This window comes from Formosa sp. S-31, from assembly GCF_051172795.1.
Lineage (GTDB): Bacteria > Bacteroidota > Bacteroidia > Flavobacteriales > Flavobacteriaceae > Formosa.
In genome coordinates, this window is the sequence record NZ_JAENDK010000006.1 from 107,843 (window position 1) to 132,476 (window position 24,634).

Genomic DNA, 24,634 nt, shown 5'->3' on the forward strand with positions numbered 1-24,634 from the left:
TTCATGTTGATTCGCAAATGTAACAATTTTACGATGCACTTAACATTTCGACACTTTTTTAATCAGTTTTTTGATTTTCAATATACTGTATATACTTTTCATTTAAAAATATCAGAATTTCGATATCGCTTTTGTTTTTACAACGATTCATAAAAAGCGGATCATCTGCACAGAAATAATAAAAATCCATTTTATACGTATCGCCTAAAGGGTGTTCTGTAAAAAAATCGTGAGACAATCGTGCTTTAATATTATGTATTAAATCGTCTTTTCTCTCGAGTGCAATATGTTGTTTAAGCATTTTGGTTCTGCCTGTTATAGCGTTGATTATGGGATTTAAAGGCACTATGCCACCTCCAGTAGTAGCTTCATGTAAACGTCGTTCTGGTTGTGTTTTTTGCTTCCCCATATATCCCTGTATCCCAACATCGTAAAAATTAATATCGGGCCGAGCAGTAGAATTCTGAACATCTGAAAACAAATTCCCCGTAAGCACCTTACCCACAATAACTTCACTAAGTGTATTGACATGCTCTACCATCTCGACATCCAAAACCTTTGAAGCAAATATTGCTGGGTTAACAATAACCTCTAAAGTAGTGTACTGGATGGCACTAAATACAATAGTATCGTTAAGCCTGGCTTCAATAACGAACTCCCCGAATCTATTAGATACCGTAAACCTTTGAGATGTCTTATTTATTATATGAATATTCTCGATATCGTCATCGCCAGAAATCGTTCCTTTAATTTCAATTGATTGACCAGACATTAAAACGGGAAAGCCCAAAAACAGGAATACGAATACCCTTAAACACACACTATTGATTTAAAAAGGCTTTACTTTCTTCAGACAAAAATTCTAACAATTCCAATTCGTTACCAGATTTATAAAGTTCAGGATTAACTCCTTTTTCATCGATATAGTCTATAAAATCATCGACTCTATCCCCCGGAATACCAAAATTATCAGCTATGAATGTCTGCGAATAGACACCACGTATTCCAAAGGTTTCATTCGTTTTTCGGATGGCAGCTTCCTGTTTCGTTTCCTTCTTACCAAATAAAGGTTTTATTAACCAATTAGTAATTTTAACCAAATCGGCACCATTATAATATTCGCCTTCTCTAAGAATTGTATTATCTACTTGAGTATGGTAATCGGCCGAAAATTCGTAAGCTGTAATATCGCCGAAAGCCAAATTAATGGATTCCAGATCCGGACTAAAGGTTTTAATTTTCCCTAAATCTTCATGCAAATCCCCTGTTAAACCATACGGAAAAATTACAACTTCGTTTAACCTGTTTATATGCTCCACAAGAAACACTGTTAACTGTTTCGATTTCATAACATCCTCATCTATCTTTACATTTATCGTTTCAAATTGAAGCGCATGAAATTCTAATTCATCAAAAAGTCCCATTTCCAGTTCAAAATACCCTTTTTCATCAGTCACCGTACCTTTATTGGTAGACTGGTTAAACACAGTAACGCCTTCAGCATTTTCTGCATTTACAACCACTATATTACCTTTAACCAGAACGCGACCAACATCCTGTGCCAACAATACGTTACAGGAAACTAAAATAAAACAGAATAAAATAAAATTTTTCATGAGGGATAATTTGCAATAAAGTTAATCACTATCTCGTACAGGCAATCCTACAAGCATTTAAATTTTTGTTAAAAGCAGGTATTACCTAAATTTACAACAAATATTCGATTATGAAAAACATGATTATTGCAAGTACCTCCACCCTTTTTGAAGGAGATTATCTGGACTACCTGCTACCACATTTGAAAGTTCTGTTTAAAGAGGCCTCTACCATTTTATTTATTCCTTATGCCAGACCCGGCGGTATAAGCCATGACGAATACACCAATAAGGCAGCTGGAGCATTTAGCATAATAGATAAAAAAGTAATTGGTATTCACACCTTTACTTCGCCGATTGAAGCCCTAAATGAAGCTCAAGGCGTTTTTGTTGGAGGAGGAAATACATTTGTATTGGTTAAACAATTATACGACCATAAGCTTATACCCGAATTACAAAACAAAATTAAAGACGGCATGCCGTATTTAGGCACCAGTGCCGGGAGTAATATTTGTGGATTGACCATGAACACCACCAATGACATGCCTATAGTTTACCCGCCAAGTTTTAAAACACTCGGCTGCGTTCCGTTTAATTTAAATCCGCATTATTTAGATCCGGACACTTCGAGCACACATATGGGAGAAACACGCGAAACACGAATCAATGAATTTTTATTTTATAACACGCAACCCGTTGTTGGTTTAAGAGAAGGCAGCTGGCTTGAAGTTAAAGGTAATTCTATAGTATTAAAAGGCACCTTGTCAGCCAGAATTTTTGAATACAATAAACCTCCCTATGAAATGGAACCTGAAACAGCACTAAGCCATCTGAAATAAAAAAAGCTTCATCATACGATGAAGCATTTTTTGAGCGGGAGACCGGGTTCGAACCGGCGACATTCAGCTTGGAAGGCTGACGCTCTACCAACTGAGCTACTCCCGCAATTCTGATGCAAATATAGGTAAACTATTTAATCTTTTCCAAGAAAAAAATACAGATTTTTGATCCAAAACAGTTAAACCTACACTAACATATTCATTGTAAAATCTTTAGATTTAAAAATATTTTCAAAAAAATTCAAGATTTAGAATATCCCTGATTCAAAAACGGATTATCATTACTTTTTTAAGGATTGAAACAGGAGTTCTGAACTAAAAATTTTAAGATCTATCTTAAGAATTTGAGATTTTTAATTAAACCATTAAAATCTTACATTTAAACAGAACATAACAACCCATTTAAAATTTCAACCTTATACAACCTTTATGATTAAACCCTACTCTTTATTTGCATTTTTAACTCTATTCTCCATTTTAAGTGTTTTTTCAAGTAACACTTTAACAGAAGAGGAACGCTGGCAAAACCACGCTAAAAACACAGAAATTATCCGAGATAATTTCGGAGTTCCTCACATTTATGGCAAAACAGATGCAGACGCTGTTTTCGGACTATTATATGCACAGTGCGAAGACGATTTTAACCGTGTAGAACACAATTATATCTGGGCGATAGGACGCCTGGCCGAAATTGAAGGTGAAAAATCGCTGTACAGCGATTTGAGAGCCCGGCTATATATGTCTCAATCCGAAGCCGAAAAAAAATTTAACGAGAGCCCGGAATGGTTAAAACAATTATGTATAGCCTTTGCCGATGGCATAAACTACTATCTGTACACACACCCGGAAGTAAAACCAAAACTTTTAACCCGATTTGAACCCTGGATGCCTATGTATTTCAGCGAAGGGTCTATAGGAGGTGACATCGAGCGTGTTTCCATAAAAAAAATAAAAGCGTTTTACGAAAACGGCACTGAACTCCCGAAACTGGAAGCCGAAAAATTAAAACTACTTACGGAGATGGCAGAGCCAAAAGGCTCGAACGGCATCGCTATTTCAGGAGATTTAACTGCTTCAGGCGCGCCGCTATTACTTATAAATCCACATACCTCATTTTATTTCAGAGGCGAAGTTCATATGGTTAGCGAAGAAGGTCTGAATGCCTACGGCGCTGTAACCTGGGGACAGTTTTTCGTATACCAGGGTTTTAATGAGCATACAGGCTGGATGCATACCTCATCGGATGTTGACGTGATAGATGAATTTAAGGAAACCGTAGTTAAAAGAAATTCCAGACTATTTTACCAATATGGAAATACGCTTAAACCGGTAGACTCTGCCCTAGTCACTTTACATTATAAGGATGGAAAAGAAGTCAAGCAAAAAAACTTTACCACATATAAAACGCACCATGGCCCTATTACCCATTTAGAGGATGGACAATGGACAGCTTCCGCCATTATGTGGTATCCAGTTAACGCCCTAAAACAATCCTTTATCAGAACAAAACAAAGTGACTACGAAGGATTTAGAGACATGATGGATATAAAAACCAACTCCTCTAACAATACGGTTTACGCCGACTCACAGGGAAACATTGCTTATTTTCACGGTAATTTTATACCGAAACGCGATACTCAATTCGATTATCGGTTTCCGGTGGACGGCAGCAATCCTAAAACCGACTGGAATGGTTTGCATTCAGTAGATGAAAATATTCTATTATTAAATCCAAAAAATGGATGGATTCAAAATTGTAATTCCACACCTTATACTGCAGCCTTGAATTACAGTCCGAAGAAAACCGATTACCCGGCTTACATGTCACGAGATCATGAAAACTTCAGAGGTGTACATGCTATATCTCTGTTAAAAGACACTAAAGATTTTACCTTAGACAAACTCATTACCTTAGCTTACGATCCCTACCTCCCGGCTTTTAAAGTTTTAATTCCCGGACTTATTGAAGCCTACAAACAATCTGAACACAAAGAATTATTGAAAGCTCCCATTGATGTACTAAGTAAGTGGGATTACACCACTTCTACTGAATCCGTTGCCATGAGTCTGGCAAACTACTATGGTAGAATGTATTTTAAGGAAGTCCAACGCCCATCAGGCTTAAGCACTATGGAACTCCTTGCTTACTGGGGCCATAATTCCCCATTGGAGGAACGCCTGAAGATTTTCGAACTTGCTGTAGAAAAACTACACAACGATTTTGGATCCTGGGAAGTACCTTGGGGAGACATAAACAGATACCAACGAATAAACGGAGATATTTATCAGGCTTTCGACGACAATAAACCAAGTATCGCAATAGGTTACGCATCCGGCACCTGGGGTGCTTTGGCTGCTTATGGCGCAAACTACACTAATAACACTAAAAAAATATACGGCACTCGTGGCAATAGTTTTGTTGCCGTAGTAGAATTTGGCGACAAAGTAAAAGCCAAAAGCTTATTAGCTGGTGGCCAGAGCGGAGACCCAGATTCACCTCATTTCTCAGATCAGGAAAAACTATATCAAAATTGTCAGTTTAAAACGGTTCCCTATTATAAGGAAGATGTTTTAAAACGGGCTAAAAGCCAATATCACCCTGGAGAAAAACTTAAATAAAAGAAAAACGGCCTCAGAACTTATTCTGAGGCCGTTTTTAACATATAATATTTTAAATATAATTAGAGTTTCATTGTCACTCCAATTGAAGGGAACACTGATAAGGCTCCTCCAGATATTTCGGCATAAATACCCCATTTATCATTCCAGAACCAGCGACCTCCAACTTGTAATCCGAAATCCAAATCGCTGTCGTGTCTGTCATTATTAGGAAGATAAATACCGTACCCTAAATTAGCACCTCCGTAAAAATCCCAGGCACTATTTGTAATTCCAAATAAATTATCGAAATAGTAATTGGCTTTTACCCCTAAAGTTAACCAGTCAAAATCGATATCTGCACCTGCTCCCGGAGCAATAGTTATATTTTTATGTACAGGGATTTCGTAGTTTAAACCTACCAGACCAAAGTTAATTTCACTTCTTGCCTGACCAAAAACATTTGCTGCACAGAACAGTAGTGCGAACACAAATAATATCGTTACTTTTTTCATAATTAATTGATTAATTGATTAATTGATTACTAACAAATGTAATTATTTTTTTTATCACATTTAAAATTAGGCTTAACTCTATTCGCATTTTTACGAATTTTCACGTAAAACATTACTTACGCCTTAAATAATGAAATCACAGAAAAACAGCTTTCAAAACATTAGTATAATTAGTCTTTAATTTTCATTTAAAATGCGATATCTGATACTCTTGTTGATAAAATTTGTCTTGACTTTTAACCTGTAAAATATGTGCTAAATTAATTACCTTTGACCTCTATGCAGAAAAAGATAAACATACAGAATAAAAAAGCGCGTTTTTTATACGAAATCCTTGACACATACATGGCTGGGATTGTTCTTTCCGGAACAGAGATAAAATCGATTAGAAACAGTAAGGCTTCTATTGCAGAAAGCTTTTGCGAATTTAACGATAAGGGCGAATTATTTGTAGTTAACATGACGGTTGAAGAATACAAATACGGTACCCATTACAATCACAGACCAAAAGCCGAACGCAAACTTTTATTAAATAAACGCGAACTTAAAAAGCTGGAAAAAGAAGTAAAAAACAGTGGTCTAACCATAGTGCCTCTACGCCTATTTATTAATGAAAACGGCTATGCCAAACTGGATATCGCCCTTGCAAAGGGTAAAAAACTTTACGACAAACGCGAAACGATAAAAGATCGCGACAACAAACGTAATTTAGATCGTGTTAAAAAAATATACAAATAAACTACTAATCATTACAACCTGTAAACTCATGAAAGCTCAGTTCAGACTTCTATTTGTAACCTTATCATTCATTATTTTTTCCTGTGGAGTTTCAGAAGATATAACTACACAAACCCGAAACGATGTTGGTTTTGAAGTTAATTTATTAGACCGCTCTAACGATACTTATAAAGTTACGGTTACACCTCCGGCATTAAATGCCAGCAATAACATTTTCCAGTTCGCTTCTACCGCTCCAGGCACCTATCAGGTTATGGATATGGGACGCTATGTACATGAGTTTAAAGCGTTCGATAAAGGCGGAAATGAAATACCATCGTCTCAAATTACTACCAACCAATTCGAATTAACATCACCGGAGAAAATCTCAAAAATTGAATACCAGATTGCAGAAACCTGGGATACTCCTGTTACCGAAAATAATATTTACCTGATGTGTGGTACGTCTATCGAAAACGACCATACTCTAATAAACGGACAGGCAGTATTCGGCTATTTTAAAGGAAAACAAGACAGCCCTATAGTTATAAAATTAGAGTATCCAGATACCTGGAGTATTGGGACTGCCCTAACAAAAACCGCGGAAAACACCTATTATGCCGAGGATTTCGATAAGGTGGTAGATTCGCCAATATTACTAGGTAATTTAACCAAGGCTTCTATGGATGTTGAGGGTACTAATGTAGATATTTACACGTACTCTAAAACGGGGTTAATCCAGTCTGAACAGATTTTAGAATCCATGAAAAACATGTTATTGTCTGCCAGCGGATTTCTACATGGCTTGCCAGTAAAAAACTACACATTTTTATTTCATTTCGAGGATATAACCAACGGAGCCTGGGAACATTCTTATAGCTCGGAGTACGTTTACAAAGAAGATAACTGGAATAATATTGAACCTGAAATTATTGAAACTGCAGCTCACGAATTTTTCCATGTGGTAACGCCATTAAACATTCACAGCGAAATTGTAGATCAGTTTAATTTTATTACTCCGGTCCCTTCAAGACATTTATGGTTATACGAAGGCACTACAGAATGGGCTGCCCATATGATGTTATTCCGTGCCGGACAAAAATCGATAGAAGACTATTTTAAAACGCTGGAAAAAAAGATTATTATAAGCACAAAATACTTCGACACGTCATTAAGCCTTTTAGATCTTTCCCTGACTTCGTATACCGCTGCCGGACAAAAACAATACGGTAATATTTATATGAAAGGCGCCTTGGTTGCAGGATTATTAGACATAAAACTCTTAGAGTTATCTGATGGTAAAACAGGCTACATCGATATTATTAATATGCTGGCAAAAAAATACGGTCCTAATAAGCCGTTTGACGACGCTAGCTTTTTCGATGTTTTTGTAAAAGAGACTTATCCGGAGATTCAGGCTTTCATAGAAAACTACATAAAAGCAGCTAATCCGTTACCTATAAAAGACTATTATGTAAAAATTGGCGTTGATTATAACGAAGACAGCAACACCTTTTCGCTTATGCCTTCACCAACTGCGGAACAATTGAAATTAAGAGAAAAATGGATGCAACCTATTAGCATACAATAAACAATATGAAGCACATCATTTTTATACTACTTTTTTCACTGTGCGTTAACAGTTTTGTTTATGCACAAAAAAAAGATGAGGAAGTTAAAATACAAAGTACAGATTATACGCCTTTGGTTAAATCTCTGGAATCGACTATTGGCACCTTATATCTTGTAATTTCGGGAGACAAAAAAGAAAAGCGCGACTGGGATTTGTTTACCTTTTTATTTAAACCGGATGCCAAATTAATTACTACCGGTGTGGATTTTGAAAATAAAACCCAGGCCAAATACATGACGCCAAAAGAGTATGTAAAAACATCGAAAGGCTGGATGACTAAAAACGGATTTCATGAAAAGGAAATAAACCGCATTGTAAAGAGTTACGGTAACATTACACATGTTTTTAGCACCTTCGAAGCCTACCATTCTGAAGATGACAACCAACCCTTTATGAAAGGTATTAACAGTATTCAATTAATGAATGACGGGAACCGCTGGTGGATTCTGAATTTACTCTGGACTAACGAAGATCCGGAAAACCCTATCCCAGCGGAATTTTTACAAAAAGACCTGGATTATTAATTTTTATCTTCCAGCAACGGCACAAATCTGAATTCTCCAAATTCGTGTTTTTCGAATTCCTTAGGACCTTTTCTAATAAAAAGTGTCATAATCTGTACCTCATCGCCTACCGGGATAACTAAACGCCCGCCAACTTTTAACTGACTTAAGAGCGGAGTTGGTACATACGGTGCCCCTGCCGTAACTATAATACCGTCGAAAGGGGCTTCATCAGGCATGCCTTTATACCCATCTCCAAAAATTAATTTTATAGGTCGGTAACCTAGCTTAGGTAAAAACTTACTGGTTTTTTTAAATAATTCCTGCTGACGTTCAATACTGTAAACTTTGGCTCCAAGTTCACATAAAACAGCGGTCTGATAGCCACTACCAGTACCTATTTCCAGTATTTTTGCATTTGGTGTTATATTTAACAGTTCCGTTTGAAAAGCCACGGTATAAGGTTGAGAAATGGTTTGGTCGGCAGCAATAGGAAAAGCTTTATCTTGATAGGCGTGATCTAAAAAACTAGAATCCATAAATAAATGTCTCGGAATTCGACCTATAGTATTTAAAACGTTAGGGTTAGAAATGCCTTTGTTTTTAATTGTATTTACCAATTGTTGACGAAGTCCCTGATGTTTAAAAGTATCTTTCAAGTGTAAGCGTTTTGTGAGTTTAGTAGAAATTGTTAGTGCTGCAAAAGTAAATCTTTTTTTAAATTTTAATTGGCATTTAAAACACAGAAAAAATCTTATTTTTGTTAAAAACCCTTACACAATGTTAAAAGCTGCAGTACTTGGTGCCGGTCACCTAGGAAAGATTCATTTAAGACTTTTAAAGCAATCAGATAAATATGAGTTAGTTGGATTTTATGATGCTAATCAGGAAAACGCCAAAAAGGTAGAAGCTGAATTTGGCTATAAATATTTCGACAATATAGACGATTTAATTGATGCCGCAGATGTTATAGACATTGTAACTCCTACCCTTTCTCATTACGAATGTGCAAAAAAAGTCATTGCTAAAGGCAAACACATTTTTATAGAAAAACCCATAACAAACACCGTTGAAGAAGCAGAAGCCCTTAGAACCTTGGTGGCTGAACATGGTGTTAAAGGACAGGTAGGTCATGTAGAGCGTTTTAATCCGGCATTTAACGCCGTAAAGGATTTACTGCATAACCCGATGTTTATAGAATGTCATCGTCTTGCCGAATTTAATCCAAGAGGTACAGATGTGCCTGTGGTTTTAGACTTAATGATTCACGACATAGATATTATCCTTAGCGTAGTACAATCTAAAGTAAAACATGTTAGTGCCAGCGGTGTGTCGGTAATTAGCGACACTCCAGATATTGCTAACGCCAGAATAGAATTTGTAAACGGTTGTGTAGCCAACCTAACAGCCAGTAGAATTTCATTAAAAAACATGCGTAAAACAAGGTTTTTTCAGAAAGACGCTTATATCTCGGTAGACTTTCTAGAAAAAAAATGTGAGGTAGTAAAAATGAAAGATGCTCCGGAACATCCGGGTGATTTTGACATGATTTTACAAAATGCAGAAGGCGTTAAAAAACAGATTTATTTTGCCAACCCACAAATTCACAATAACAACGCCATATTAGACGAATTAGAATCGTTTGCAGATGCTATAAATACTGATACCAAACCAGTAGTAACCTTACACGATGGTACAGAAGCATTACGCGTTGCCAATATGATAATTACTCAATTTTAAACAAACAACAAACTACTATTTATATACCGAATGCAGATAACCACTGCACTCGCAATTACATTTTAAACCATGAAAAATATTGCAGTTATAGGTGCTGGAACTATGGGTAATGGCATTGCTCATACTTTTGCACAAAACGGATTTAAAGTAAATTTAATTGACATTAGTGAAGCATCTTTAGAAAAAGGGCTGGAAACCATATCTAGAAATCTCGACCGGATGATAGCCAAAGCTGTCATTTCTGAAGACCAGAAAAAAGACACCTTAAACAACATTAACACTTTTACAGCAATACCCGAAGGTGTTAAAACGGTTGATTTAGTGGTAGAAGCAGCTACAGAAAACACAACCTTAAAGATTAAAATATTTGAGCAGTTAGATGCCGCATGTCAGCCACATACCATATTAGCTACAAATACCTCATCTATTTCAATTACCCAAATTGCCGCTGTTACCCAACGCCCTGAACTGGTAATAGGTATGCATTTCATGAATCCGGTGCCATTAATGAAATTAGTGGAAATTATTCGCGGGTATAATACCAGCGATGCTGTTACCAAAACCATTATGGACTTATCTAAAACCTTAGGAAAAGTCCCTGTGGAGGTTAATGACTACCCCGGATTTGTTGCCAACAGGATTTTAATGCCCATGTTAAACGAATCTATAGAAACACTATACAATGGCGTTGCCGGTGTTGAAGAAATCGACACAGTAATGAAACTGGGGATGGCACATCCTATGGGACCTTTACAATTGGCAGATTTTATAGGTTTAGATGTTTGCTTATCAATTCTAAACGTGATGTATGACGGATTTAAAAATCCGAAATACGCCCCTTGCCCGCTATTGGTAAACATGGTAAGAGCCGGTAAATTAGGTGTAAAATCAGGAGAAGGTTTTTACGATTATTCCGAAAGCAGAAAAGCCGAAACTGTTGCCAAACAATTTAAAAAGTAATACTATTCATGGCCGACATTCTTCCTTTTAAAGCAGTACGCCCTACTAGGGATAAAGTTGGCCTTGTTGCTTCGCGCTCTTACGACACTTACAGTAAAAAAGAACGAGAAACCAGATTAACAAACAATCCGTTTTCGTTTTTACATATCGTAAATCCAGGCTATAAATTCCAGAAAGATATATCCGGAAAGGAAAGATATAGTTTGGTAAGAAACAGATATCTCGAATTTAAGGAAGATCAGGTGTTTATTCAAGACGAAGTGCCACTGTTTTATGTTTATAAAATTACAGACAGAGAAAAAAACTCTTATAGTGGCATAATTGCTGCGGCAAGTGCCGAAGACTACGAAAATAATGTTATTAAAAAACACGAAAGTACGATTGCTTTCCGCGAGATTGTTTTTAAAGAATACTTAAAAACGGTTGGCTTTAATGCCGAACCCGTATTATTAACACATCCAGATAATGCCGACTTACAGCATATAATAAATCAGGTACAGGACAATCGAGCAGAATACGAATTTACCACAACCTATCGCGATACGCATATGCTATGGCCTGTAACTAACGAAATACTCATAGCTCAGATTCAAGCCATTTTCAGGGAAATACCTTCTATTTATATTGCAGATGGTCATCATCGCTGTGCATCTTCCTATCTCTTGTATCAGGATGAAAAATCCAGTACACCAGATCACACTTCTCCAGAAAGTTACAAGTATTTTATGGCATATTTAATTCCAGAGTCGGCCTTACGAATACATGAGTTTAACAGACTGGTTACTGATTTAAATGGTTTAAGCAAGGAAGAATTTCTTATAAAACTGGACACAAAGTTCCGTATAGAAAATCGTGGTCAGCACCCTTATAAACCTTCTAAAAAACATCATTTCAGTATGTATTTAGATGGTGAATTTTACTCTTTATTTTTAAGAAAAACCGTTTTCCCTTTAACAACATCATTAGAAAAACTGGATGCCTATATCCTGTATAAATTCATTTTACACCCCATTCTGGGCATTAACGATTTAAGAACCGACAAACGGATCTCTTATGCCAATGGAAAAAAAGAATTTATCTACATAAAAAACCAGATAGACCAAGGGCACTTTAAAGTCGGTTTTGGCATGCTGCCAGCCACTGTAGAAGAAATGAAAAAAATTGCGGACGAAGGTCTTCAAATGCCCCCAAAAAGCACCTATATAGAACCAAAATTACGAAGTGGCATAACCATTTACGAATTTTAAAACACTATAATTTTTAATATTATGTCTATTCAAAATCAGTTAAACACCATAAAATCGGCATTACCGCAGCAGGTTACTTTAGTTGCCGTATCAAAAACCAAACCTGTAAGTGATATTCTTGAAGCCTATAATGCGGGACAACGCATTTTTGGAGAGAACAAAATTCAGGAAATGGCCGAAAAACACGAGCAACTTCCAAAGGATATAGAATGGCATATGATTGGACATGTGCAGCGTAACAAAGTAAAATACATGGCTTCCTTTGTGAATTTAATTCATGGTGTTGACAATGAAAAACTATTGGTAGAAATTAACAAACAAGCCTTAAAACATAAGCGGATTATTAACTGTCTTTTACAGATTAAAATTGCCGATGAAGACTCTAAATTCGGAATGTCTGAACACGAAGCTACTACCCTGTTACAATCTGAAGTCTTTGCTTCGTTAAAAAATATTAATATTGTGGGACTTATGGGCATGGCTACATTTACCGATAACGAATCTCAAATAAAAGCTGAATTTACCCAATTAAAAACTATCTTTAACACCATAAGTGCCTTAAAAGAAACCACGGAAGATTTTAAAATTATATCCATGGGAATGAGCGGCGATTATGAATTGGCTATAGCATGCGGCAGCACCATGGTGCGTATTGGCAGCAGCATATTTGGAGCCAGAAATTATTAATTTTTTAGGGAGTATTATTTACGCAATATTAGACATAGAAACTACCGGCGGTAAATTTAATGAAGAAGGAATTACCGAAATTGCCATTTACAGATACGATGGTCACCAGGTAGTAGACCAGTTTATTTCACTTGTAAATCCGGAAAAGGAAATCCAACCTTTTGTTGTTAACCTTACAGGTATTAACAACAATATGCTAAAAAATGCACCTAAATTTTACGAGGTTGCCAAACGCATAATTGAAATTACCGAAGATTGTATTATTGTAGCTCATAACGCAGAATTCGATTATCGCATTTTAAGAACAGAATTTAAACGCCTGGGCTACGATTACAAAAGAAAAACACTTTGCACAGTAGAACTGTCTAAGAGTCTTATTCCAGACCAGGCCTCTTACAGTTTAGGTAAATTAGTACGCTCTCTTGGTATACCAGTGGCAGACAGACATCGCGCTAACGGAGATGCAATGGCTACAGTAAAACTCTTTAAGTTACTCCAAACCAAAGACACCTCTAAGCAAATTATTTTATCATCTATAAAAGAAGGGCATACACCTAAAAAATTACAATCTAAACACATCGATATTATAGAAACACTACCTGCAGTTACAGGAGTATATTACATACATAAAGAAAACGGTGATATTATTTACATAGGAAAAAGCCGAAACATTAAACGTCGCGTTAATCAGCATTTTACAGCGACGAATTCAAAATCAAAAAAAATTCAGTTGCATGTTACTCATGTTACTTATGAAGAAACAGGTAGCGAACTTGTCGCCCTCTTAAAGGAAATTGAGGAAATAAAACGATTAAACCCTATCTATAACCGTTCCAGAAAACGTAAAAATTACACCCACGCTCTTTATGCCTTTAAGGACGACAAAGACTACCTTAATTTAAAAGTAGATAATGCCGACGGACGCAAACATGCCATTACCACTTTTGCAAATTACCAAAGTGGAAAGTATTTTTTAGAACAGGCTGTAGAGCAATATCATTTATGCTTAAAACTTACCGGTTTAACTAAACCGGAGCATGCCTGTTTTAATTATAACATAAAAACCTGTTACGGGGCGTGTATAGAAGAAGAAACGCCTGAAGAATACAACCTGCGCGTACAGGAACTTATTGATAAAAACAGTTACGAGCATCAGGATATGTTAATTATAGATCACGGTCGCGATATCGACGAGCGCAGCGCCATCTACATAAAAAACGGCGTGTTTCAAGGTCTTGGTTTCTTCAATTTAAACTATCAGATCACCAATTTAAAAGTGTTGGAATCCATAATTACACAAATGGAAAACAACAGAGACATACAACATGTTATACAAAGCTATTTAAGGAAACATAAACGACTAAAAATAATAAAACTACCATAACAATTAACCTAACCAAATGAAAACCCAACTAATTAACCTACTCCTTTTTTTAACCTGTTTTTCCACCTTTTCTCAATCTTTCAACAGCCAGGAGTTTAAAGTAAGTCGAGGTGATTTAGAAACCAACGTATTTACTAAAGACTCTACTGCCAACGCAATAGTCCTTTACGAATACGGCGACAGTTATATTGATGCAGAAGATTTCAACTTAAAAACCGAATATAAAAGGAAGGTCAAAATCCTTAATAAAAACGGTTTCGATTATGCAACCATTATTATTCCTTTGTACAACAAAGAATATGTTAAAGAGATCCAGGCGACTACTTACAATTTAAAAAACAACATGATAAGTTCGTCCAGGCTTGATAAAAAGGACATTTATTACGAAGAAAAGCCAAACAACTACACTTATGTTAAATTTACTTTGCCAAACGTACAGGAAGGTAGTGTAATTACGCTAAGCTATAGGCTATCTTCGCCTTACATTTTTAAATACCACGAATGGTTTTTTCAGGAAGATATTCCTAAATTATATAGCGAATACGATACTAGTATTCCCGGAATCTACCATTACAATATTAAATTGGTAGGCCCATACGAATTACATTCTAACGATTCTAAAATAGTAAAAAACTGTCTGTCAAACGGAAGAGGCGCCTATGCCGACTGTGCAAAAACGAAATTTGTAATGAAAGACATTCCCGCCTTTATAGAGGAAGATTACATAACCAGTAAATCGAATTATATTTCCAGAATCGATTTCGAATTAAAGACTGTAAATCGATTTGATGGCAGTGTCGATCAAGTAACAAAAACCTGGGAATCTGTAGATCACGAGCTTAAAACAGACAAAAGTATAGGCTCTCAAATTAGAAAATCAGTTAAACCCGAAGACTTATTATCTGCTGAAATTATTAATGAAAAGGATCCTCTAAAAAAAGCAAAAGCCATCTATGCCTATGTACAGGACAATTACAAATGGGATGGAGACTATAAAATCTTCAGTGATGTTTCTATTAAAGACCTGATTAAAACGAAATCTGGCAATGTATCCAGTATAAATATATTACTGAACAGCCTGCTGGAAGAATGCGGAATTGAATCAAACCCTGTTTTATTGTCAACAAGAGAAAATGGTTTTCCTACAAAATTACACCCGGTAATTTCAGATTTCAATTATCTTATAGTACAGACCAAAATAGGTGGAAAAACCTACAAACTGGATGCTACAGAATCACACCTGCCTTTTGGCAGTTTACCTTTCCGTTGTTTAAACGGTTATGGCCGAAAAATAGATTTTAAAGCTGGTAGTGAATGGGTAGACATAGAGGTTGATAAACCTTCAGTTATCAATCATAGATTGGATATGGAAATAAAAGGAGACAGCGCCATTACCAAAGTAAATTCTATCAGAACCGGTTATTATGCTATAGGTCAGAAAAAAGAATATTTAGACAATAAAGAAGCATACAAGAAAAGCGTACAGGATGCTTATCCGTCACTTGAAATTTTAGACCACACCATTACAGAAGAAGACCGCAACAAAGAGAGCTTTACCGAAGACCTTAAGTTTTTAACAACACTGGAACCGCTAAGTAAAAACGAAGCAGGCACTACACAAAAAACCATTTACTTAAACCCTGTATTATTTAAATTTTTCAAATCGAACCCTTTCCAGCTTCAGGAGCGTAATTACCCAATAGATTTCGGATATAAAATTATTTATTCCTATACCATTAAAATAAACACTAAAGGTTATACCGTTTCTGAAATACCACAGAATGTGAATTATGCCCTGCCTAACGGCAAAGGAGGTCTTATTTATAACATAACCCAATCTGATGACGACCTTATCATCTATTTAAAATTCAACTTTAAAGAACCAATGTACTCCTCGGGGTACTACGAAAGTTTAAAGCAACTTGCCAGCGAATTGGTTAACATTCAAAATAATTCGCTTATAGTTTTAAACTCTGAAGTTTCAATATAGTTTATTACTTTTGAGTTAATGAGCACTACCAAATCAAATACATCATGGAAAGACAAACTCCATGAAATAATTTACGAAGCCGATACGCCTGCCGGTAAACTATTCGATTTGGTATTGCTCGTTGTTATTATTGCCAGTATTATTCTGGTTATGCTGGAAAGCGTAAAAGCAATAGATTTAAAATATCATACTATTTTAGATACTGCCGAATGGGCCATTACCATACTGTTTACTATAGAATATATAGCAAGAATTATTACAGTAAAAAGGCCTTTTAGCTATATATTTAGTTTTTATGGTATTATAGATTTACTTTCTACCATTCCAAAATACATTTCTCTTATTTTTGCGGGAACACATGCATTAATAGCCCTACGAGCATTACGATTATTACGTATTTTCAGAATTTTAAAATTGGGGCGCTTTCTGGGGGCATCCAATAATCTGGTAGCAGCTCTTAAAGCTAGTCGGGCTAAAATTTCGGTTTTCTTATTTGCTGTAATCATCTTATCCATCATTTTAGGAACCATAATGTATATGGTAGAAGGTGAAGACAATGGTTTTTCCAATATTCCCAAGAGTGTGTACTGGTGTATAGTTACCCTTACTACAGTAGGATTCGGAGATATAGCTCCACAAACACCCTTAGGACAATTTATTGCTGCGATTGTTATGGTTTTAGGATATGGCATTATAGCTGTACCCACAGGAATCGTATCTGCCGAATATACTAGTCAGAATAAAAAATCTGAAACGGATAATACAAAAGATAAAACCATACATTTAAACTCACAATCCTGCCCTAATTGTCTGCGAAGTGACCACCGAGATGGTTCTAAATTTTGTTATCATTGCGGAGAAACGCTATAAATTAAGTTATAATTGAAAACACCTGTACTTATTTCTATTGTAGGACCAACAGCTATTGGTAAAACCGCACTAAGCATTAAACTTGCTAATTATTTCAACACTGAAATAATCTCTGCCGATTCCAGACAATTTTTCAGAGAGATGCAAATTGGTACAGCTGCACCAACGCCTTCTGAACTATCGCAGGCACAGCACCACTTTATACATCATAAATCGATCACTGACAACTATAATGTAGGAGCGTTTGAAAAAGACGCCTTAGAACGTCTGGAAACCCTATATAAAACATACAATAAAGTTATTATGGTAGGTGGCTCCGGTTTATATGTCGACGCCGTTACCAAAGGGCTGGACGATTTCCCTGAAGTTGACCCCAATATTAGAATAGATTTAAACGCCAGATTGGAACAACACGGATTAACAGATTTACAAAATCAATTAAAAATCTTAGACCCAAATAGCTTTAAATCTATTGCAATAGATAATCCCCACCGCGTAATCCGTGCTCTGGAAATTTGTCTTGGCACAGGACAAGCTTACAGTTCTTTTTTAAACCAAAAAGAAAACAAAAGACCTTTTAAAACCATTACTTTAGGCCTGACTGCAGATCGAGAAATAATTTACGATCGTATAAACAGACGTGTAGATATTATGATGGAAGAAGGTTTGCTTAACGAAGTAAGACAATTACTACCCTACAAAGAACATAATGCTCTAAATACGGTTGGGTACAAGGAATTGTTTAACTATCTGGACGGCACCTGGACTTTAGATTTTGCTATTTCAGAAATCAAGAAAAACTCAAGACGTTTTGCCAAGCGACAACTCACCTGGTTTAAAAGAGACAAAAGTATTTTGTGGTTTGACTATTTAACTGATAATAAGAAAATTATTGCAGAAATCTCCAATCAACTGATATAAAACAATTTCATCGAAATAAAAAAATTCACTTTACATATCTCCTCGTATTTCATTAATTTAAAGTAATAATTGACTCCCTTACTAACTAAGTTAAAAACAATCGACTATGCTCACAGAGGTTCGAAAAAAATCGTTTTGGCTGCTAGATACTTTTAAAGGGAGAAAAGTAAAAGCTCATTTTGATAATATTTCGATGGTTATCGAAAATTTTCAAAATCCTGAGTCTAGATTATATCGTGAAAACAAACTTAATTCAATTTTAAATCACGCTATCTCTAGCACTCCGTTTTATCAGCAATTTAAAAATTATAATTCCCTACAGGATTTTCCTGTTATTAACAAAAACAAAGTACGAGATAACTTCGAGTCATTTAAATCGACTTCCTTTATAGACAAAAAAAATACAGCCGTATTTACCAGCGGATCTACAGGTACACCTTTTAAACTCCTTTTAAATAGCGATAAAATAAACCGTAGAACAGCAGATGCCATATATTTTGCTAAAATTGCCGGTTATGAAATTGGTTCCAAACTATACTATATGAAGGTATGGAACGACATTAATAAAAAAAGTTCCTTAAAACTCTGGCAAGAAAATATAGTCCCGTATAGTGTTTACCGGTATACCGATAAAGATTTTGAAGCATTAATACAGGAATTAAAGGATGATAAGGCCGATAAAAGCCTTATTGGCTTTGCCTCTACTTTTGAACTTCTGTGCAATTACTTAGACAAAATAAAATCACCTTCACTAAATGAGTGTAATGTAAAATCTATTATAGCAAACTCCGATGCGCTATCAACCTACACAAAAAACACCATGGAAAAATATTTTGGAATTCCAACAATTTCAAGGTACTCCAACATTGAAAACGGTATTCTTGCTCAACAGTCTCTAGAAGGTGGTGAAAATTTTGATATAAACTGGGCAAGTTTTTATATAGAAATATTGGATTTAAATAACGATATTCCGGCAAAGTATGGTGAATTAGGTCGCGTTGTAATTACAGATTTACATAATTATAGCATGCCCTTAATCCGTTATGACAATGGAGACATTGCTGTGATGGATAAAAATCCGAAAGGTGAAAATCATGCCCCTGTATTTACGCAAATTAGTGGCCGTAAAGCAGACACCATATATAATACTTGCGGTCACCCTATTACCTCTTATGTTGTGACTCCAAACATGTGGAAATACAGAGAATTAAAACAATTTCAATTTGAACAATACGGGCATAAAGATTATAAGTTTAAACTTAATCCTATTAAAAATTTTACTAAAGAAAAGGAAATAATAGAAGAATTCAAGGGGTATTTAGGAGAAGATGCGAATATCTCTTTAGAATATGTAAATGAAATTCCTTTATTGTCTTCAGGAAAAAGGAGCTTAATAATTAACACGTATCATACTAAATAAGAAAAGCCAAAATAATTTTAATTTATTTCGGCTTTTAAAAAATACAACACTTAATTTATATATTAAGAATTTGGATTAACTACTAATCTAAATCCTTCACCGTGAATATTGAGTATTTCTACTTTTTCATCGGCTTTTAAATACTTTCTTAATTTAGCAATATATACATCCATACTTCTAGATGTAAAATAATTATCGTCTCTCCAGATTTTGGTTAAAGCCAGTTCTCTTGGCATCAAATCGTTTTCATGAAGAGCTAATAAACGTAATAATTCGTTTTCTTTTGGCGATAATTTTATTGGTTCTTCATCTCTAAATCTTAAAAATCTCAATTTCGAGTTTAAATCGAAGTCCCCTATTTTAAATTCAAATTGTTTACTATCTGTTACCGTTTCTGAGGCTTTACGCTGAATTATAGCATTAATTTTCATAAGTAACACTTCACTATCAAACGGTTTATTTAAATAATCATCCGCCCCTACTTTATACCCTTTTAAAACATCTTCTTTCATAGCTTTTGCTGTTAAGAAGATAATAGGCACTTCCGTGTTTTTTTCACGAATTTCCTTAGCCAGAGTAAAACCATCCTTATAAGGCATCATGACATCCAGAATACAAAGATCGAAATCGTCCTTTTTAAACTTTTCGAAGCCTTCCATTCCATTTTTTGCATGGGTAACGACATAATCGTTCATGGTTAAATAATCCTTTAATACGGTTCCAAAGTTTGGATCGTCTTCTACTAGTAAAATTTTCTTATGTTGTTCGCTCATAACTTTATGATATTAATGGAAGTTTAACAATAAATGTGCTCCCTTTTCCTTTCTCACTTTCCACTGAAATGTGCCCCTGATGATCGTCCACAATTCGTTTTACATAAGCAAGGCCAAGACCATGACCTTTTACATTATGTATGTTTCCGGTGTGTTCTCTGTAAAATTTTTCAAAAACTCGTTTTTGGGCCGCTTTACTCATTCCGCTACCCTGATCTTTTATTTTTAATAAAATATTGTTCCCTACATTTTCGGTATATACATCTATTTTAGGTGCATCCGGAGAATATTTTATCGCATTGTCTAATATATTCACTATAACATTAGTAAAGTGCGTATCGCTGGCAAGAACCGATGTCTTATCGGCATCGAGATGTAAATTAATAAATCCCTGACGGTCCTCCACTATAAGCGCAACATGAGTGACTGCATCTTCTATTAAATCGTGCAGTTTTACTCTGTCTTTACTTATGTTTAATTCATTCTTTTCCAGTTTAGATATTCTTAATACGTTTTCTACATGCGCATGCATACGCTTGTTTTCGTCTTTAATCATATTAAGATAACGCATTACTTTTTCCCTGTCATCAATAACCTTAGGATTTTTAATGGCATCCAAAGCGAGATTAATTGTAGCTATTGGTGTCTTAAACTCATGCGTCATATTATTAATGAAATCCGTTTTAATTTCAGAAATTTTACGTTGCTTAATTAATTGCAGCAAAGCACTTGTATAAGCGACTATAATAATAGATGTAAAAATTATAGACAGAATAGTCATTCCAATAACCGAAGACATTATAAATTGTTTTCGCTGAGGAAAATTAACCAGCAATCTAAAATTATTCTGACTGTTTTCATTCTGAAAAATAGGCACACTAAAGGTTTTATCATCCTTTAATTCGAATCCATCACTTTGCACTTTAGTTGCCAGATCGTTGCTATAAATAGCAAATTCGTAATCGATATCTATATTATCTTCATGAAGTTTCTTGGTTAACAAGCGTTTTATATCTTCATTTTTAACACGCTTATAAATAGGTGTTCTACTTGTTAACACTTTAAATGCTTCTTCAAAACTTTGTTTTTCAGCCTCGTTAAACCGACCAATTTTAGAAATACTAAGTACCGGATTTACATTTACTTTATTTTCTAAGATGCTTTTATTACTGTAAACTTTAGTCTCAGATTTACTAATAATACGTTTGATATTAATACTATCTAAACCTATGTCAAAGATCGATGATGACAATTTGTAATTCTCTTCTAAAATACCACTTCGGTAAAACAAAGTTTCGTTGGTACTTTCGTTTTGCTGATTAAAAAACAGCTGTGTAATGGCAACTGTATCGGCTTCCTTTTTCTGATCAACTAAGCGTTGAAATTTTTTGAAATAGGTATTTAATTCTCTTTGCTCTATGTCCTGAGACACATAACTCAACGCTTTCTTTACGTTAAAGTTAAATTGCTCCTCTTCATTCTTAACAGAATCACTAATGTAACGTGCTTGTACAAAGATAATTCCTACAAGAGACAAGCTCATTAACAGCACCAAAACAAAGAATAACTTTTTGCTCATCGTTCAAAATTAACATTTTAACATTTAGCTTTTTTAACATTTAACCTTACATTAACAAATTTGTTAAAATTTGCTAATTACCCTATTTTATTAAGGATAGTCTTATGAATTTTGGCTACTTGAAGTTTCATATGTTCTAAAGTATCATTCACTATAACATAATCTGATAAAGCAATTCTCTTAACATCGGGCCATTGTTTTTTCATAATTGCCTCTATTTTTTCTACAGTGGTTTTGTCTCTTTTTAACAGACGCTTAATTCTGGTGGCTTTGTCTAAGGTTACGGTAATAATAATATCGCAGCCTATATTAGCTTTACTCTCAAATAGTATAGCCGATTCTTTAATCACATATGGAGCATCTTGCCTGTTTACCCAATCTTTAAAATGCTGAGCTACTCTAGGGTGAATAATAGCATTCATCTGGTGCAGTAAAGTATCATCATTAAATATTTTATCTGCAATAAACGGCCTGTTAAGTTCCCCGTTCAAATAGGTGTCAGGTCCGAATAACTGGGTTAGTAAGTTTTTTATTTCCTGAGATTCAACCATCAGCTTTTTTGCTTCTACATCTGAAATATAAAGCGGAATGCCATAGGCGTGAAACGCTTTGGCCACGGTAGTTTTTCCACTTCCAATCCCTCCTGTTAAACCAACTATTTTCATTCTGAAATGATAAACTCTATTTTTTGCTGCTTAATTTTAGACCCTTTGATATTCTCCGGAGCCTTAACAATTTCAGGAACCATATAAGATTGATTCTCTTTATGTTTATTATAATCGCATTCTACCTTAAAGTCTTTAGCAGAAATGGCTTTAAAGTTTTTTAAACTGGTATAATATAACACGGTAACCGTCTTAGGGTAATATTTTAAGGTGATATTTTTTGGCACATTAGTTACAGTTACAGGAATATTAAACGATCCCTCAGTAAACTTGTCTACCTGAGCTTTTAACTTCACTTTTTTACTGGAGAACTGTAAGAGTTCACTGTCTTCCGGAAACTCCAAATCCAATGACTGATTTAAATCAAAATGAACATCCTGTAACTCTAACGGCACCGTTTTTATCTGTTTTAAACTCGATACTGATTTCTCAGGTCCAATAATAGTAATGGTGTCCGGAGTAATTTTAAAACCATCCAAGACATCATATCCCGCGCTAAACGTTATATTTTTTTGTAAAATAACTGGGATTTTTCTGGTATCGTTTACATCGTAATAAAACCGAATCGTATCGGGTAAAATACTTATTAATTCAACTTCCTTATCAAACTGTCTGCTTATGTTTGAAAAAGACGATCTTTTATTCCAAACCAAAGTTGAATCGTTTAAGTCGTCATGATTATTATAATCCAAAACCAATTTTGGATTCGTCAAATAGTATTTTAAAAACTTGAAGCCATAAGTCTTTAAGGTAATATTTAACTTCGGACTACTATCGTTTAAAATGACATATGTTTCCGGCAGATTCGTTAATTTAACTGTAAACGGAATGGTATTGGTAATGGTTCTGGATAATTTATTTAATATTAAAATGGTAAATGATAGCAAAAGAAACAAGGTAAAGACATTTATCTTTTTACTTTTTACGAATTTTAAAAATTTAGATTTTAACTCCTTTATCATAACCGTTTAAAAAATAATTCAGGATAAGCTTTCTCAGCCTGTTTTTTAATTAGGTGAACAGTAAAATACGATGAAATAAAACCATATCCATATCCAAAAAACTGAATGATTATTGCTGGAATTGCCAAAAATGCTACAGTTAAATTTCTGTTTGTACTCAAAGCTAACAAGAATGCTAGCAAAAAGTACAACATATAGCAGATAAAAAACCAGTTAAACTGAAAAAAACCTGCTATAATGGAAACTATAAATCCCATAGAAAACAAAAAAGGAAACCAATAGGTTAATTTAGCTGTTTGCGGATGCCACAAATTTAAAATAGGACGCACCAGTCCAAATTTATAGACCTGTTTATAAAACTTAGACCACGAAATCCGGCGTTTATGATAAACTATGGCCTCAGGTATCAGTTTGGTTTTAAAACCGAGATTCCACAAGCGAATGGATAAATCCGGATCTTCTCCTGGGTGGATGGTTCCGAACCCTTTAGAGGCTTCAAAAGCCCTTTTAGACAAACCCATATTAAAACTGCGAGGCTGAAATTTTCCTATCTGGTGTTTATTGCCTCGTATTCCTCCTGTAGTGATAAACGAGGTCATGGAAAAATTAATTGCCTTTTGTAGATTTGTAAACGACTGATCGGCTGCATCTGGCCCTCCAAAACAATCTACAAAATCGGCACTTAAACTGGTATCTACTTCATTCAAATAATTTGAAGGTAAAACACAATCGGAATCCAGAATAATAAAATAATTGCCTTTGGCGTTCTGCATTCCATAATTTCTGGAATCTCCTGGACCGGAATTTCCCTTGTAATAATACGAGATATTCAAACGATCTTTAAACGAATCGACTATAGGTCCAGATGACAAATCCGACCCATCTTCTACAATAACAATTTCGTATTCCAAATTTGTATTTAGATTAACAAAACTAGTTAAAAGTTCCTGGGTTTCATCGGGACGATTATATACCGGAATAATAAACGAATAGTATAATGCCATAGCACAAATGTAACCAAATACAGCATATACAA

General features: G+C 35.0%; 23 protein-coding genes and 1 tRNA gene. 14 read left to right on the plus strand and 10 right to left on the minus strand.

Going from position 1 to position 24,634, the window contains the following annotated elements; genetic code table 11:
* Window positions 1-58 precede the first annotated feature (58 nt).
* Window positions 59-772: a hypothetical protein gene (locus tag I3217_RS08045; RefSeq protein WP_435049243.1), complete on the minus strand. Its 714-nt coding sequence runs from the start codon at window positions 770-772 to the stop codon at window positions 59-61.
* Window positions 773-821: 49 nt separating this feature from the next.
* Window positions 822-1,616 (minus strand): carboxypeptidase-like regulatory domain-containing protein, encoded by a 795-nt coding sequence (locus I3217_RS08050; protein ID WP_435049244.1) that lies wholly within the window; start codon window positions 1,614-1,616, stop codon window positions 822-824.
* A 110-nt stretch (window positions 1,617-1,726) separates the two neighbouring features.
* Here I3217_RS08050 and pepE point away from each other — a divergent pair, with 110 nt between their 5' ends.
* Complete coding sequence (gene pepE, locus I3217_RS08055) at window positions 1,727-2,434, plus strand: dipeptidase PepE (RefSeq protein ID WP_435049245.1); 708 nt, start codon at window positions 1,727-1,729, stop codon at window positions 2,432-2,434.
* Window positions 2,435-2,467: 33 nt separating this feature from the next.
* On the opposite strand, the gene I3217_RS08060 is transcribed toward pepE, so the two are convergent.
* Window positions 2,468-2,540 (minus strand) — tRNA-Gly (locus tag I3217_RS08060).
* A 323-nt stretch (window positions 2,541-2,863) separates the two neighbouring features.
* Between I3217_RS08060 and I3217_RS08065 the strand changes: the two genes are divergently transcribed.
* Window positions 2,864-5,053 (plus strand): penicillin acylase family protein, encoded by a 2,190-nt coding sequence (locus I3217_RS08065; RefSeq protein ID WP_435049246.1) that lies wholly within the window; start codon window positions 2,864-2,866, stop codon window positions 5,051-5,053.
* 62 nt (window positions 5,054-5,115) lie between these two features.
* Here the strand turns inward: I3217_RS08065 and I3217_RS08070 are convergent, their stop codons facing one another.
* Window positions 5,116-5,547, minus strand: a complete 432-nt coding sequence (locus I3217_RS08070) for a hypothetical protein (protein WP_435049247.1) — start codon at window positions 5,545-5,547, stop codon at window positions 5,116-5,118.
* A 279-nt stretch (window positions 5,548-5,826) separates the two neighbouring features.
* Here I3217_RS08070 and smpB point away from each other — a divergent pair, with 279 nt between their 5' ends.
* The 3 genes from smpB to I3217_RS08085 are packed head-to-tail and all read left to right on the plus strand — an operon-like array spanning window position 5,827 to window position 8,421.
* A complete protein-coding gene (smpB, locus tag I3217_RS08075; RefSeq protein WP_435049248.1) occupies window positions 5,827-6,285 on the plus strand; it encodes an SsrA-binding protein SmpB in 459 nt (152 codons plus the stop codon).
* A 28-nt stretch (window positions 6,286-6,313) separates the two neighbouring features.
* The gene (locus I3217_RS08080) at window positions 6,314-7,855 is read left to right on the plus strand and encodes a hypothetical protein (protein WP_435049249.1); all 1,542 of its coding nucleotides are present in this window, start codon (window positions 6,314-6,316) and stop codon (window positions 7,853-7,855) included.
* A gap of 5 nt (window positions 7,856-7,860) precedes the next feature.
* Entirely contained in the window at window positions 7,861-8,421 is a 561-nt protein-coding gene (locus tag I3217_RS08085) for a hypothetical protein (protein WP_435049250.1), read from the plus strand.
* On the opposite strand, the gene I3217_RS08090 is transcribed toward I3217_RS08085, so the two are convergent.
* Entirely contained in the window at window positions 8,418-9,059 is a 642-nt protein-coding gene (locus I3217_RS08090; protein WP_435049251.1) for a protein-L-isoaspartate(D-aspartate) O-methyltransferase, read from the minus strand. The genes I3217_RS08085 and I3217_RS08090 overlap by 4 nt on opposite strands.
* A gap of 121 nt (window positions 9,060-9,180) precedes the next feature.
* On the opposite strand from I3217_RS08090, the gene I3217_RS08095 reads away from it, so the two are divergent.
* From I3217_RS08095 to I3217_RS08135, 9 genes are all read left to right on the plus strand, one after another.
* Window positions 9,181-10,140, plus strand: a complete 960-nt coding sequence (locus I3217_RS08095; protein ID WP_435049252.1) for a Gfo/Idh/MocA family protein — start codon at window positions 9,181-9,183, stop codon at window positions 10,138-10,140.
* Window positions 10,141-10,209: 69 nt separating this feature from the next.
* Window positions 10,210-11,100, plus strand: a complete 891-nt coding sequence (locus tag I3217_RS08100) for a 3-hydroxyacyl-CoA dehydrogenase family protein (protein ID WP_435049253.1) — start codon at window positions 10,210-10,212, stop codon at window positions 11,098-11,100.
* 8 nt (window positions 11,101-11,108) lie between these two features.
* The gene (locus tag I3217_RS08105) at window positions 11,109-12,347 is read left to right on the plus strand and encodes a DUF1015 domain-containing protein (RefSeq protein WP_435049254.1); all 1,239 of its coding nucleotides are present in this window, start codon (window positions 11,109-11,111) and stop codon (window positions 12,345-12,347) included.
* A 21-nt stretch (window positions 12,348-12,368) separates the two neighbouring features.
* The gene (locus I3217_RS08110) at window positions 12,369-13,034 is read left to right on the plus strand and encodes a YggS family pyridoxal phosphate-dependent enzyme (RefSeq protein WP_435049255.1); all 666 of its coding nucleotides are present in this window, start codon (window positions 12,369-12,371) and stop codon (window positions 13,032-13,034) included.
* A 16-nt stretch (window positions 13,035-13,050) separates the two neighbouring features.
* The gene (locus I3217_RS08115; RefSeq protein ID WP_435049305.1) at window positions 13,051-14,418 is read left to right on the plus strand and encodes an exonuclease domain-containing protein; all 1,368 of its coding nucleotides are present in this window, start codon (window positions 13,051-13,053) and stop codon (window positions 14,416-14,418) included.
* Window positions 14,419-14,434: 16 nt separating this feature from the next.
* Entirely contained in the window at window positions 14,435-16,408 is a 1,974-nt protein-coding gene (locus I3217_RS08120) for a transglutaminase domain-containing protein (protein WP_435049256.1), read from the plus strand.
* 18 nt (window positions 16,409-16,426) lie between these two features.
* Window positions 16,427-17,278 carry an ion transporter gene (locus I3217_RS08125; protein ID WP_435049257.1) on the plus strand — a complete coding sequence of 284 codons (852 nt, stop codon included), beginning with the start codon at window positions 16,427-16,429 and terminating at the stop codon, window positions 17,276-17,278.
* A gap of 12 nt (window positions 17,279-17,290) precedes the next feature.
* Window positions 17,291-18,199, plus strand: coding sequence for a tRNA (adenosine(37)-N6)-dimethylallyltransferase MiaA (gene miaA, locus I3217_RS08130; RefSeq protein ID WP_435049258.1), 909 nt, complete (start codon window positions 17,291-17,293; stop codon window positions 18,197-18,199).
* Window positions 18,200-18,305: 106 nt separating this feature from the next.
* A complete protein-coding gene (locus tag I3217_RS08135; protein WP_435049259.1) occupies window positions 18,306-19,619 on the plus strand; it encodes a CoF synthetase in 1,314 nt (437 codons plus the stop codon).
* Between the two features lie 62 nt (window positions 19,620-19,681).
* Here I3217_RS08135 and I3217_RS08140 read toward each other — a convergent pair whose 3' ends face one another.
* From I3217_RS08140 to I3217_RS08160, 5 genes are all read right to left on the minus strand, one after another.
* On the minus strand, window positions 19,682-20,392 hold the full coding sequence (locus tag I3217_RS08140; protein WP_435049260.1) for a response regulator transcription factor: 711 nt from the start codon (window positions 20,390-20,392) through the stop codon (window positions 19,682-19,684).
* A gap of 4 nt (window positions 20,393-20,396) precedes the next feature.
* Window positions 20,397-21,971 carry a sensor histidine kinase gene (locus I3217_RS08145; protein WP_435049261.1) on the minus strand — a complete coding sequence of 525 codons (1,575 nt, stop codon included), beginning with the start codon at window positions 21,969-21,971 and terminating at the stop codon, window positions 20,397-20,399.
* Window positions 21,972-22,048: 77 nt separating this feature from the next.
* Window positions 22,049-22,636, minus strand: coding sequence for a dephospho-CoA kinase (coaE, locus tag I3217_RS08150; RefSeq protein WP_435049262.1), 588 nt, complete (start codon window positions 22,634-22,636; stop codon window positions 22,049-22,051).
* Window positions 22,633-23,598 carry a YbbR-like domain-containing protein gene (locus I3217_RS08155; protein WP_435049263.1) on the minus strand — a complete coding sequence of 322 codons (966 nt, stop codon included), beginning with the start codon at window positions 23,596-23,598 and terminating at the stop codon, window positions 22,633-22,635. Before I3217_RS08155 ends, coaE begins: the two co-directional genes overlap by 4 nt.
* The gene (locus I3217_RS08160) at window positions 23,595-24,602 is read right to left on the minus strand and encodes a glycosyltransferase (protein ID WP_435049264.1); all 1,008 of its coding nucleotides are present in this window, start codon (window positions 24,600-24,602) and stop codon (window positions 23,595-23,597) included. Before I3217_RS08160 ends, I3217_RS08155 begins: the two co-directional genes overlap by 4 nt.
* Window positions 24,603-24,634: the final 32 nt, after the last annotated feature.

Bases quoted from the DNA above. Each gene is read 5' to 3' on its own strand.
- I3217_RS08045 (WP_435049243.1), bottom strand. From the start codon at position 772: ATGTCTGGTCAATCAATTGAAATTAAAGGAACGATTTCTGGCGATGAC.
- I3217_RS08050 (WP_435049244.1), bottom strand. From the start codon at position 1,616: ATGAAAAATTTTATTTTATTCTGTTTTATTTTAGTTTCCTGTAACGTA.
- pepE (WP_435049245.1), top strand. From the start codon at position 1,727: ATGAAAAACATGATTATTGCAAGTACCTCCACCCTTTTTGAAGGAGAT.
- I3217_RS08065 (WP_435049246.1), top strand. From the start codon at position 2,864: ATGATTAAACCCTACTCTTTATTTGCATTTTTAACTCTATTCTCCATT.
- I3217_RS08070 (WP_435049247.1), bottom strand. From the start codon at position 5,547: ATGAAAAAAGTAACGATATTATTTGTGTTCGCACTACTGTTCTGTGCA.
- smpB (WP_435049248.1), top strand. From the start codon at position 5,827: ATGCAGAAAAAGATAAACATACAGAATAAAAAAGCGCGTTTTTTATAC.
- I3217_RS08080 (WP_435049249.1), top strand. From the start codon at position 6,314: ATGAAAGCTCAGTTCAGACTTCTATTTGTAACCTTATCATTCATTATT.
- I3217_RS08085 (WP_435049250.1), top strand. From the start codon at position 7,861: ATGAAGCACATCATTTTTATACTACTTTTTTCACTGTGCGTTAACAGT.
- I3217_RS08095 (WP_435049252.1), top strand. From the start codon at position 9,181: ATGTTAAAAGCTGCAGTACTTGGTGCCGGTCACCTAGGAAAGATTCAT.
- I3217_RS08100 (WP_435049253.1), top strand. From the start codon at position 10,210: ATGAAAAATATTGCAGTTATAGGTGCTGGAACTATGGGTAATGGCATT.
- I3217_RS08105 (WP_435049254.1), top strand. From the start codon at position 11,109: ATGGCCGACATTCTTCCTTTTAAAGCAGTACGCCCTACTAGGGATAAA.
- I3217_RS08110 (WP_435049255.1), top strand. From the start codon at position 12,369: ATGTCTATTCAAAATCAGTTAAACACCATAAAATCGGCATTACCGCAG.
- I3217_RS08120 (WP_435049256.1), top strand. From the start codon at position 14,435: ATGAAAACCCAACTAATTAACCTACTCCTTTTTTTAACCTGTTTTTCC.
- I3217_RS08125 (WP_435049257.1), top strand. From the start codon at position 16,427: ATGAGCACTACCAAATCAAATACATCATGGAAAGACAAACTCCATGAA.
- I3217_RS08135 (WP_435049259.1), top strand. From the start codon at position 18,306: ATGCTCACAGAGGTTCGAAAAAAATCGTTTTGGCTGCTAGATACTTTT.
- I3217_RS08140 (WP_435049260.1), bottom strand. From the start codon at position 20,392: ATGAGCGAACAACATAAGAAAATTTTACTAGTAGAAGACGATCCAAAC.
- I3217_RS08145 (WP_435049261.1), bottom strand. From the start codon at position 21,971: ATGAGCAAAAAGTTATTCTTTGTTTTGGTGCTGTTAATGAGCTTGTCT.
- coaE (WP_435049262.1), bottom strand. From the start codon at position 22,636: ATGAAAATAGTTGGTTTAACAGGAGGGATTGGAAGTGGAAAAACTACC.
- I3217_RS08155 (WP_435049263.1), bottom strand. From the start codon at position 23,598: ATGATAAAGGAGTTAAAATCTAAATTTTTAAAATTCGTAAAAAGTAAA.
- I3217_RS08160 (WP_435049264.1), bottom strand. From the start codon at position 24,602: ATGGCATTATACTATTCGTTTATTATTCCGGTATATAATCGTCCCGAT.